The organism is Candidatus Buchananbacteria bacterium (assembly GCA_013359225.1).
GTDB lineage: Bacteria > Patescibacteriota > Patescibacteriia > Buchananbacterales > UBA6539 > JABWCG01.
In genome coordinates this window covers 107,979-119,577 of sequence record JABWCG010000003.1, presented here as the reverse complement: position 1 = coordinate 119,577, position 11,599 = coordinate 107,979, and the positions used below count along the sequence as shown (strand labels likewise).

Genomic DNA, 11,599 nt, shown 5'->3' with positions numbered 1-11,599 from the left:
GGCCCTACTTTCCAGACTTGCTTGCAAACCAATACCAACCAACACCATGACCAAGGACAGCAGTCCGAGTCTGGTGAGTAGTTGCCTGGTTGTGGTTTGGAAGAAAGGCATGGTTAGTTAGTGACTATGAAAGCTAGCTTGTTGTTACAAGTCTTGGCAAAAAAACGAAAACGCTCGTTAGATAATCTAACGGTTTACTAAAATAGTTTTTAGTTTCGGCCAAGACATGGGTTGCGAAGTAAGAAATAAAAAAGCCCAAAAGGATTACGCCTGACTCAATTCTGATTGAGCCATTCCTCTTGAGTTGTGTTGTAGTGAATATTCGCCGTGTCCTTTGCGAAAGTAATCGGTTTCCTGAACTAAGCGAAGAATTTCTTCCACTTGTTCTTTGGTATAACAACGCCATCCCCGACTGTCGCGGCTCGCTTTGGGAATCAAACCTTCTTCTTCCCAGCGAATCAGGGTGGTTTTGTTGCGATCGATTTCGCGCAAGATGTCTTGTAACCGATAGTAGCCAGCTATCATTGCTTTGTAACGTTTTATTTTTATTTTTGAGTTGGCATAGCGACGACCTGATGATACCAAAACGTGTCAGGATATTTTCAACAAAAAAACGTTTTGACAAAAAGCAAAACGTAACAAAATGAATATTAGTATTCAATTGATCAGCTATGGTAGCGAGTAAAACGCTAGCCCTAGATCCGGCTAAAGATCCGGTGTATAGCTGAAAATAGTTTTTTTGCTTTTTGTTTTGCCGGGCCACTTCCCTGCTTAGGGTATTTGTGACTTCAAGTCCGGCAAAGTATACCACTATACCGATATACTCTGTTATAAGCTTAGCACAATTAAGCCAAAAAGTCAATAGTTTTTGGATAAATTTGGCTTGTTTTACTTGTTTTTTCATACTTTTCATTTTCGCCTCCATTTTAGTGTTTTTTGTTTCCCCTTTTTTCGCTTTGATTTTAGGGTTTTTTCCTTTTAATTTGCCGGGAGTACACAAACCGAATAAAATCACGCTCAAAAATCCGGTAGGTGCGTTTGCCCATTAGGCTTACTGGCAATTCGCCAGCGTCAATCCAACGATAAACAGTCTTGAGGTTTACCCCAAGACGCTTGGCGACTTCTTCCATTGTCAACAGATTATAACCGGACATGGATTTTATTTGATTTTTTAGTTATTTTTCAGTACTCCAATGGTTTAATTGTATATAAAAATGTCCATTTATGTCAAGTTGATAACTTTAAAATATATTAATATTCTTTAATGTCTTTTTATGTCCTATTAAAATAAGCTAAATTAGCTTAAATAAGTTATTTTTTATTATTCTCTACTCCTAACAAATTTTACTTGGTTTATTTTTTATGTTTACATTAAGCACATCGGCTTAATATGGAGGGTTGAGCTTTGAAATCACAACCAGACGAGAGGGAGATTAGGCGACTAGTGATCGCCGAAGTCCGTAATGCTTGTGACAATCAGGATTTAGTGGTGTTTGCCAAAACACCCTTGGGTGAGTGTTGGGCAACAGTAGTCTTTAACGTCACTGTGGCGTTAAGTAGTCATAATCTAGAGTCGTTGCCGGTTCAAAGCTTTGGCGCCACTACCGGCGTTCAAGAACTGGTTAATACAGTCATGGAATGTTTGCGTGGTAACCCTGCTGACAATAGCGTTAGCCACGCCGCTCTTTTGAACTAATGATCGCCCCCCCCCCGCGTCAAAGATGGTGTGGGGTTTTTTATTTAAATTAAAAAAAAGAGGACGAAGCGTGACACTTTGTCCTCAAAGTCCTCAAACGAACATGTTGTTTCAATCCCAGAAGGGCTTATTTTTTCTGGCAACCGTGACAACGATTGCCGGTATTATAGATGCTTAAGACGCAGCCGCAGCCTGAGCACTTGCGGCCAGGCAAACCTTTTGGCCTAACGGTTTGGCCGTAGATCAATTCTGCCAACGTGTGGGAGGTTGGCATAATAGCCATTTTGGCACTGGTGCTGCCGGCAAATCCGCGATCTTCTTCGCTCATGTCCTACCTAATCCTTTCTAGCTCAAACAAGGTGCAAATTCTTTCCCTTCCCTAAGAAAGAATTTCCGTTTATTCTAGCTTAGTCGTGATCCAAAGTCAAGGTTAAATCAAAAATTATTTACGTAAAAAGTGTCTGGCTTAAAATAGAAATTTTTGTCAATTTATTGTCAACCCTGTATGATTAAAGTGCTAGTATGAAATTTGATATTATTTCAATTTTCCCCGAGAGTTTTGACTCATATTTTAAAGAGTCAATTATTAAGCGTGCCCGCGAGAAAAAAGTAATTGAAATTACTATTCATAATTTGCGGGATTATTCAACTTCCAAAAGCAAGCTTCATCGGGCGGTTGATGATAAGCCATATGGCGGCGGGCCGGGGATGATTTTATTGATTGAGCCGATTGCCAAAGCCTTGAAGACAATTAAGCGTAAAAAGAAGTCGCGCGTGATTATGTTGACGCCGGCTGGGAAAAAATTTACCCAACGCGAGGCTGAACGACTCGCTAAATATGACCAGCTGATTTTATTATGCGGCCGGTATGAAGGTTTTGATGCCCGAGTTGATAAATTGATTGATGAAAAGCTTTCAATTGGTGATTATGTTTTAGCCGGCGGTGAATTACCGGCGATGGTGGTGACCGAAGCAGTGGCCCGAAATATTAAGGGGGTAGTTGGTCATGACCAGGCTTTAAAAGATGAGACTTTTTCGCATGATTTAGATTATATTGAATACCCGCAATATTCCCGACCGGAAAATTTTAAAGGCATGAAGGTTCCCGATGTGCTGTTGAGCGGTAATCACCAAAAAATTGCTGATTGGCGCAAAAAAATGGCTAAAAAACGCAAAAAAAGTTAAGAGGGCAAGTTGTTGATATTTTGTGGCTAATCTAAAGCAAAAAACACTTGACAATAGTCCTGAAAGGGTGTAAGATACTAAAGTTAATGAATAACTAACAAACAAGGCTTCAAATTCATTACAATTTGCTAGAGATTTGAGAGAAAACAGTGGTGTCTAACAACTAAAGATTTGGACCCTGCTGTTTTTTCTTCGCTCTAGCCAAAGTATCTAGGGTCGATGAAAAATGTGCTTTAACAACTTATAAGTGACAAAAACCATATAATCATTACGTCAGTTCAATAAGCAAGGATTCAAAAGGTTTAGTGGTAACTTCCTTTCCTCAAATAAAAAAAGTTACTTTTTAGCTGAGAGTTTGATCCTGGCTCAGGATGAACGCTGGCGGCGTGTCTAAGGCATGCAAGTCGAATGGGTTAGACCCATGGCAAACGGGTGAGTAACACATTGGTAACCTACCCTGAAGTTCGGCATAACTCGCCGAAAGGTGAGATAATTCCGGATGTGCTTAGCAATCGAAAGATTGTTAAGTAAAGATTTATCGCTTCAGGAGGGGCCTATGGCTTATCAGCTTGTTGGTAAGGTAAGAGCTTACCAAGGCTACGACGAGTAGCGGGCGTGAGAGCGCGACCCGCCTCACTGGGACTGAGACACTGCCCAGACTCCTACGGGAGGCTGCAGTCAAGAATATTCCACAATGGACGAAAGTCTGATGGAGCGACGCCGCGTGATCGAAGAAGTCCTTCGGGATGTAAAGATCTTTTATTAGGGACGAATCAATGACGGTACCTAAAGAATAAGGGGCTGCTAATCACGTGCCAGCAGCAGCGGTAATACGTGAGCCCCGAGCGTTATCCGGATTTATTGGGCGTAAAGAGTCTGTAGGCGTTTTAGAAAGTTTCTCGTCAAATCCCGGGGCTTAACCCCAGGACTGCGGGAAAAACTTCTAGAATAGAGGGTGGGAGAGGTAGATGGAATTGCCGGTGTAGCGGTAAAATGCGTTAATATCGGCAAGAACACCAAATGCGAAAGCTTTCTACTGGAACACTCCTGACGCTGAGAGACGAAAGCGTGGGTAGCGAATGGGATTAGATACCCCAGTAGTCCACGCCGTAAACGATGGATGCTTGACATTGGCAGTATCGACCCTGTCAGTGTCGCTTAACCAAGTTAACACCTTAAGCATCCCGCCTGGGTAGTACGAGCGCAAGCTTAAAACTCAAAGGAATTGACGGGGACCCGCACAAGCGGTGGAGCATGTGGTTTAATTCGACAATAAGCGAGGAACCTTACCAGGGCTTGACATCTAGCTGCAAACTCTAGGAAACTAGAGCTTCTTCGAGAGTGCTAGACAGGTGCTGCATGGTTGTCGTCAGCTCGTGTCGTGAGATGTACCGTTAAGTCGGGTAACGAGCGCAACCCCTATGCTGTGTTAAATCACTCACAGCAAACTGCCTGCTTATAGCAGGAGGAAGGCGGGGACGACGTCAAATCAGCATGGCTCTTACGCCCTGGGCGACACACGTGCTACAATGGCCAAAACAATGGGTCGCCAAGTCGAAAGACGGAGCTAATCCCACCAAAATTGGTCTAAGTTCGGATTGAGGTCTGCAACTCGACCTCATGAAGCTGGAATCGCTAGTAACCGCGTATCAGCCATGGCGCGGTGAATACGTTCTCGGGTCTTGTACACACCGCCCGTCACACCAAGGGAGTTGTTAGTACCCAAATGTCGTTGTAGGACGGCAAAAGGTAAGAACAATGACAAGGGTGAAGTCGTAACAAGGCATCCGTAGCGGAAGCTGTGGATGGATCACCTCCTTTCTAGGGAGAAGGTTATGGATGAAGAGTTCGGAATTCCGCTCTTCATCTACTAGTCGACTCTTCTACTTCACATGAAGTAGAAAAGGAATTGATGTAGATATGCGTTTTTGTCACTTATAAGTTGTTAAGGCTTTAGAAATCCGCTTGCTGCCAAGCGGTTTTTTGTTAGTTTTTTAATTGACTTTTGAATGATTATATACTAAATTAAGCAGTGCTCTTTAACTATTTCAAACAATCGCAACTTGGTAACGTTAACCCTTGGGAGTAACAGCAATGAAAGGTCCTAACTTCAGAAACCTTCATCGCCGGAGATATTTTTTGTCCGACGACGAGGTGATTAGTTTGGTCAACGCATACGACACACCACTGTGGGTGTTGTCGGAAGATAACTTGCGGATGTCCTGCCAACGGGCTAAGGACTTTCCCAATTTGTACGGTCTGACAGTGCGCTATGCCATGAAGGCGTGGTCGCTTGGGGCGGTACTTAAAATCGTTGACCAGGAAGGTCTACACATTGATGCCAGTTCCGGCTTTGAAGTTTGGCGCGCGTTGCGCTCCGATATCGCACCGGAGCGGATTCAGCTTACCTGTCAGGAGATGCCTGAACCGCACGAGCTGGAAGAGTTCGTACGCCTTGGCGTCAAATTCAATGCCAGCAGTCTACATCAGCTGCAGACATTTGGCGAATTATTCCCCCGCCAATCCGTTTCGATCCGGATCAATCCCGGTTTTGGCTCAAGCAAATCAGCGGATACCAACGTCGGCGGCCTGACTTCCAGTTTTGGCATCTGGCACGAGTATCTGCATACGGCTACGGCGATTGCCAAGTCATGCTTTCTGGAAATCAACGGTATCCATTTTCACATTGGCTCTGCTGTTCAGACTAAAATCTGGAAATTGGCAGTCAAGTGTGTGATGGCGTTTGCCAAAGAGGTGCCGACAGTGACGCGCATGAGTCTTGGTGGCGGCTTTGATGTCGGGCGAATGCCTAATGATCGCGACATGAACATTGTGTCCAGCGGTCGAACATTACTACCGTTGTTTGAACAGTTTGCTGCTGACACTGGTCGCCGGCTGCACGTGGAAATTGAACCCGGCGCGTTTATCGTGGCACATGCCGGCGCGCTGGTGATGCGTATTCATGACATTGTTGACACTGGTGAAGATGGTTTTGTCTTCTACAAAGTTGACGGCGGCATGAATGAATTGCTGCAGCCAGCCGATTACGGCATGCAGCACCATCTGGTGACTGTGCCCAGACTTGGACACATCAGCAAACCGACGAAGCAAGAAGTGGTGGTGGTTGGGCACTGTTGCGAGACTGGTGATTGTCTGACCATGGATCTTACCGATACGTCAAAGTTGGCGCCGCGTATGGTGCTGCGGGCGGAAATTGACGATTACATGGTTGCGTATGGTGCTGGCGGTTATAACGACAGCTGCGGCGCGAAAGACTACAATTCTTTCCCCACGGCGGCCGTCGTCATCAAACCCTGCCAGGGTGATTTCGCGCTTGTTCGCGAGCGCGAAACACTTGACGATATCTTGCGGCATGAGCGGTGGCCCTATTAATGGTCACCCTCTTTTTATATTCAGCTTCAGAATTTATTTGATTTGAGGGCGGATTGACGGCATACTCTTTTTTTGTTATATTGGGGTAGTAATTTTTTAGCGGCCCCATAAGGCTTTTTTCAACTTTAGGATTTATGGGCGATTAGCTCAGATGGTTAGAGCGCGTCACTGATAATGACGAGGTCCGTGGTTCGACTCCACGATCGCCCACCATGTATACCATGACGCCGAGGTAGCTCAGTGGTAGAGCGTATGCCTGAAGAGCATAGCGTCGGCAGTTCGATTCTGCCCCTCGGCACCAGTAAAACCACCAGCTTGAAACGGTGGTTAATTTAAAAAACGGGCTGTAGCGTAGCTGGCTAGCGCGCCTGCTTTGGGAGCAGGAGGTCGTGGGTTCGAATCCCACCAGCCCGACCAAATTAGATTTTAGTTTCCTCCCCCGTTTATGCGGGTGTCGTATAATGGTTATTATGTCAGCCTTCCAAGCTGAAGATGGCGGTTCGATTCCGCTCACCCGCTCCATCAAAAAATCAGCGCTCAACCGCTGGTTTTTTGTTTAAAGAAAAAAGCTCATCGTAGCGATACGTGAGCTTGGTTAAATTTCAATAATGAACAGCTAGTTCAGGGCTTTGATTTCATCACTAACGTCGTAGACGCGGCCATTAACGACAGTGAAAAGTACTTTGCCCCGAAGCGGCTCCAGCCAAAGTGCGTTGTGGTAATCCGGATCGTGTAGCTGCGTGCGCAAAATGCGTTCATCAGCGCAATAGCCACAGTCCGGATCAAAAACGACCAGATTACACATCGCGCCCGACGCCATCGTGGCAATCGGATAGGCAAAATGTCCGACGTAGTACCGTTCGAGATATTTGGTCGGATGAATCGCCGCCAGATGGTCAATTTGATGCCAGGTGAAATTGTGCTCGTGGACAAGGTGAGCATGGATTTGATGGCTGTGTTCCAGCAGCCTGGTTCCCGGACTGCCTGGCAGCCCGTTTTTGTACTGTTTGGCTTCCGGCGAATGGGGCGCGTGATCACTGCCCAGGTGGATTTCCGGGTCAAAAGCAACTTCGCGTAACACGGCAATCAGTCGTAGCTGATCTTGCTCCGACGGAAAGGCCGGCCGGCGGTAATTGATTTTGCCGGTGCGATGTCCAACGACCATTGGCCAGCTCCAATATAGGTAATCAAGGCCAACTTCAATGGGCAGTTTGAGTCCGCCAACTTTGCGTTCGGCTAACAACATTTCCAGCGCCGGTCCGGTCGGGACGTGTCGCGTCCGCAGTGAACGCAGGTGGTGTTTGCGCGCCAACGCGATGGTTTCACGCTGGCTTTGTAGCACTGTTTCACCGTTGTAGTATAGGTGAAACTTTGCTTCCAGCGCTGCTGTAGCGTGGCGAAAGAACTCATCAATGGTTTGGTCGGGTCGTGGCATGTCGTTATGAAACGAAACGTCTTGTCCCGCCCACAGTGCGAACATCGCATCACGTTCATCGGCGCTCAGCCCAGCTCCGCCAAAAGTGGATCCGAAGTCTTTACCCTCTTGTCCGTCGATTGCCGGAACACCAGGCTCCAGGCGCGGCCAGACGTGAGTGTAAACCAGGGCGTGGCGCCGGTACAAGTCCAACGTTTGTTGCCAGCGCTGGACTCCGATTGGTCCCCAGGGAGTGTTTCCCATGCAGCCAATCAGCCAGACCCCGCCTTTGAGCGCGGCTAATGAAGCGCGATACACGTCGTAGTGAAGATTTGCGGCGTGAATTTTTGGGATGACGTCATCAAATTCACCCTCGTGGATTTTGAGTGCCTCGAACTCTTCGCGCGACGGCACAATGTTTTGTCGCGCATGAACGTGCGGATCACAGCGTGCCAGCGCAATGTGGTGGTACTCACCCATATCAAGGTCACACGCGGATTCGTATGCGAGAATTTCCAGCGGTTGATTTGGTGTACAAACCACTACCGCTGGGATAATTTCGCCGGAGTCCAGGTGTAAATGTTTCGTTTTGAGTCGAATGGGTTTCACGATGAAGGGTTCTCCAGGTTTATCGGCCAAAGGCTTGGTATGCGGTTTGAATCAGTTGTGCCATTCGCCACGGGCGAAGCATGGTAACTGATCCAAGAAAAACGGAATCAGCGCCGGCCGCTTTCAGTTCCCAAATGTTGTTTGGGTGCAGAATGCCGCCGCCAGCGTTAATTGGTTTGGTGATGCCGACTGTGCGCGCTTGACGCACCCAGTCAACAACCAACGGCAGTAGTGGCGCGCCGGATAATCCCCCGCCGCCAAATTCTACCAGCGGCGAAACAACGTCGCCGAAGTATTTGATTTGCCAGCTTGCTGGCAAATCTTTCCAGGGAATCGTGTTAGACACACATAGCCCCGCGCAGTTTGGATGATCCGCGATTTTTTTCGCCGCCGCGACGGGGATCAGCGCGTTGAACTTTGGAACAAGTAGCACTTTGATTCGGCGGGCTTCGTCCAAGACGCTAGCCGCTTCAGCAATCAATTTGTTCGGGTCGAGTTTGACATTAGGACACGAGAAGTTGGCTTGGAGCGCGATTGGCGCGTTGAAGTAATCGAGATACTCTTCAAGCAGCTTGAAGAAATCAATTGCTTCGACAATCCGTTCATCGGGTGTCGGCTTGGTCGACATAAATGACAGCATGAACGGTTCGGTCCGTGCTTGCCACAATCCCCGCTCAAACAAATCAGCCGCACCGGGTCCGGACAAACCAACCGCGTTAAGCGCTACGCCGTGGTACGGCTTGACGACAATGCAGCGCGGATGAAACTCTTGCGGTGTGACGCCGTCATCACGCATCGGCATATTGCCTTCGGTTTTGTGCAAGGTTGTCGTTTTGGCGACAAACGTCATGCCATCAAACCGAAAATGTAGTGGTAGCGCCAGCTTGAGCCAGCGGTGGTAGGGGTAGCCTTCCCCAAAGAAGTTGTGGACCCCGGAAGCTCCGAGGACCGGTCCAAATCGAATCTGACGAAGCTTCATTGCGGGCTTCTCCTCGGTGGGTGGCTATATACTGAGGTTTGGTTGTAATGAACATTGCAGGCTTTTGCCTTTTATTAATTAACACGCCGAGCCCAATTTGTAAATTAAAAATTTTTTAAAAAATGGATTTTTTGTTTATTTTTAGTCAAAATTTTGTTATACTACCCTTTACAATTTACTGATTTTGTAGTAGAGTACAAATGCTTTTGTCGTTATTGTATTTTTTGGCTATCAAGACAAAAACAGGGAGGGAAGACAAGCACATTGACAATTGGCAGGAGCACGTAGCGTAGACGAACCAACCACAACCGTAACCAAGGAGTCCAGGGATGAAAAAGACTGTATTGATGGCCATCATTATGATGGTCGGAAGTTTTGTTGCGAACGCAACAAACTTCATCACCTACGACATGGGGAACGAAACGTTTCTGCACCGACCGACTGGCGGAGCGTTTTACCCCCACTGGAACCATGCCGCGGACAAGCTTGCCTACATGGGCAATACGAACACGGTGTGGACCATTGACCCGACCAACGTTGCCACGGCTGCGCAGTTGATGGACAGCACACACTCCATCGTTTGGTCGCCACTCGCGTGGAGCCCGAACGACGAATACGTGTTGTTTACTTCTTCGGCCGGCACCCGGCCAACCATCTCGAAAGTCGCGGTTGCCGACGGCACTGTGACGCAACACATCTTGAAAGCATCCGACCTTGGTCTGTCGGACGCGGACATTGGGGTGCGTAATCCCAGTGTCACCATCGGCTCAAACGGCACCTACTGGATGAGTTTTGTCACGGTGGACTTTTCGGTCCCCGAGATCGTGAACGAAGGCGTGTACCGCATTCAGATTGAAGCCGATGGCACGCCGATCATCGCGACCGCTCAAAAGTTGTTGGGCAACTTCGCGTTGTTCATCAACCCCGTGCTGTCTCCGGACGGCGACAACCTGCTGGTGGAGTGGCCGTTGACTAACACCACCCGCCGGCTATATCTGGTCAAAGACCTCAACAGCGCAACGCTGCCGATCACCAGCTTTAGCGGCAAGGTGATCCCGTTTACCAACGGCGCATTCTACGTCACGAGTCCGCAGTTTTCTCAGGACGGCACGTTGATCTTTTATTCCGAAGACATCAACGGCGCCTACTCGGATTTGGACCCGGCCGGAACGATTCCGCTGTCGGATTTTGAGGTGATACTGGTCAAAACCAGCGAGCTTCTTGACGGCAGCCCTACCACGTGGACGCCTGTTGGGATGACCCTTGCGGGCAACCAGGCGCTGGTGTCGGCTTCGGAAGGCGGGACGCGTCTCGCCTACATCGACACCCAGACCGACCATAATGGTCTGAATATTTCCACGTTGGCGATTGAGGCTGTTTTGGCGCTGACCGAAGGTGGGCAGTTGATTGATCCGCTGTACCTCACCGACGGCGCCGGTACCAGCTTAACGCTTGATACGGGAACGCAGATTTCGTCGGCGGCAAAGAAGTCTCCGGCAAAAGCTGCTGGGAAAACCTCCGAAGTGGCATTGATGCCAAAGGCAGGCACGGCGACGATCACGATGACAACGCCAATCACGCCAGTTGAAGAAATCCAGCAGCCGCCGACCGGTAACTTGATCCGGCGCGATCTTGGCGAAGACGGGCTCGTCTTTGACCCGCCCGGAACGCTGGTAGTAAAGTACACCGACGCCGAAATCGAAGGCCTCGACGAGAGCACTCTGTCGGTAATTACCGTCAACGCCGACGGCACTACCGAGGAAGCGACGGTTATCTCGCGAGACCTCGCCAACAACATGTTGACGGTGCAGGTGGTGCACTTCTCGGAATTCGTTGTGGCGCCTCCCGGCTCAGTTATTGAGCCTGACGCTGACAACGACGGTTTGTCGGACGCCGAAGAAGCGACACTGGGAACCAACCCCAACGATGCTGACTCAGACGACGATGGGCTAAACGATCACCAGGAAGTCTGGTATGACGGCGACGGGGCGTACAATCCGTACAACCCGGACTCCAACCCTACCGGCACCGACCTGGATGCCAACGACTCTGATACCGATAACGACGGCATGAATGACGGTCAGGAGAACACCTTCGGCTCGGATCCGTTGGACGGCGGCGATATGGCTTCCGTGCCGGCTACTTCGGCCCTGGGGCTGTTACTGCTGGTCGTGGTTCTGGTCAGTTTCGGCACGTTTGTTCTTCGTCGCAAGACGATTTCGGCCTGAATATCGGGCCAAACCGTTCTTTTGTGACCCTCTCTCATGAATTTGAGAGAGGTTTTTATTTTAGGTTAGACACTTGACAAAAATTAGGCTTTGTG

At 48.6% G+C, this 11,599-nt stretch carries 9 protein-coding genes, 4 tRNA genes and 1 rRNA gene; 9 read left to right on the top strand and 5 right to left on the bottom strand.

Going from position 1 to position 11,599, the window contains the following annotated elements; genetic code table 11:
• Positions 1–264 precede the first annotated feature (264 nt).
• Positions 265–585 (bottom strand): MerR family transcriptional regulator, encoded by a 321-nt coding sequence (locus HUU49_04725; protein NUM25884.1) that lies wholly within the window; start codon positions 583–585, stop codon positions 265–267.
• A 377-nt stretch (positions 586–962) separates the two neighbouring features.
• Positions 963–1,154: a helix-turn-helix domain-containing protein gene (locus tag HUU49_04720; protein ID NUM25883.1), complete on the bottom strand. Its 192-nt coding sequence runs from the start codon at positions 1,152–1,154 to the stop codon at positions 963–965.
• 251 nt (positions 1,155–1,405) lie between these two features.
• Here HUU49_04720 and HUU49_04715 point away from each other — a divergent pair, with 251 nt between their 5' ends.
• Positions 1,406–1,696 carry a hypothetical protein gene (locus tag HUU49_04715; GenBank protein ID NUM25882.1) on the top strand — a complete coding sequence of 97 codons (291 nt, stop codon included), beginning with the start codon at positions 1,406–1,408 and terminating at the stop codon, positions 1,694–1,696.
• Between the two features lie 127 nt (positions 1,697–1,823).
• Here HUU49_04715 and HUU49_04710 read toward each other — a convergent pair whose 3' ends face one another.
• Positions 1,824–2,024 carry a hypothetical protein gene (locus tag HUU49_04710; GenBank protein NUM25881.1) on the bottom strand — a complete coding sequence of 67 codons (201 nt, stop codon included), beginning with the start codon at positions 2,022–2,024 and terminating at the stop codon, positions 1,824–1,826.
• Positions 2,025–2,218: 194 nt separating this feature from the next.
• Between HUU49_04710 and trmD the strand changes: the two genes are divergently transcribed.
• The 7 genes from trmD (at position 2,219) to HUU49_04675 (ending at position 6,796) form a co-directional block, all read left to right on the top strand.
• Positions 2,219–2,881, top strand: a complete 663-nt coding sequence (gene trmD / locus HUU49_04705; protein NUM25880.1) for a tRNA (guanosine(37)-N1)-methyltransferase TrmD — start codon at positions 2,219–2,221, stop codon at positions 2,879–2,881.
• Positions 2,882–3,230: 349 nt separating this feature from the next.
• Positions 3,231–4,704 (top strand): 16S ribosomal RNA (locus tag HUU49_04700).
• A 271-nt stretch (positions 4,705–4,975) separates the two neighbouring features.
• Positions 4,976–6,274: a diaminopimelate decarboxylase gene (locus HUU49_04695; GenBank protein NUM25879.1), complete on the top strand. Its 1,299-nt coding sequence runs from the start codon at positions 4,976–4,978 to the stop codon at positions 6,272–6,274.
• A gap of 136 nt (positions 6,275–6,410) precedes the next feature.
• Positions 6,411–6,487 (top strand) — tRNA-Ile (locus tag HUU49_04690).
• A 13-nt stretch (positions 6,488–6,500) separates the two neighbouring features.
• Positions 6,501–6,575, top strand: a tRNA-Phe gene (locus HUU49_04685).
• 39 nt (positions 6,576–6,614) lie between these two features.
• A tRNA-Pro gene (locus tag HUU49_04680) sits at positions 6,615–6,691 on the top strand.
• A gap of 30 nt (positions 6,692–6,721) precedes the next feature.
• Positions 6,722–6,796: transfer RNA gene (locus tag HUU49_04675), tRNA-Gly, on the top strand.
• Between the two features lie 94 nt (positions 6,797–6,890).
• On the opposite strand, the gene HUU49_04670 is transcribed toward HUU49_04675, so the two are convergent.
• Both HUU49_04670 and HUU49_04665 read right to left on the bottom strand, forming a co-directional pair.
• Positions 6,891–8,297: a hypothetical protein gene (locus HUU49_04670; GenBank protein ID NUM25878.1), complete on the bottom strand. Its 1,407-nt coding sequence runs from the start codon at positions 8,295–8,297 to the stop codon at positions 6,891–6,893.
• Positions 8,298–8,316: 19 nt separating this feature from the next.
• A complete protein-coding gene (locus HUU49_04665) occupies positions 8,317–9,276 on the bottom strand; it encodes a hypothetical protein (GenBank protein ID NUM25877.1) in 960 nt (319 codons plus the stop codon).
• A 329-nt stretch (positions 9,277–9,605) separates the two neighbouring features.
• Between HUU49_04665 and HUU49_04660 the strand changes: the two genes are divergently transcribed.
• On the top strand, positions 9,606–11,504 hold the full coding sequence (locus HUU49_04660) for a hypothetical protein (protein NUM25876.1): 1,899 nt from the start codon (positions 9,606–9,608) through the stop codon (positions 11,502–11,504).
• The last annotated feature ends 95 nt before the right edge of the window (positions 11,505–11,599 follow it).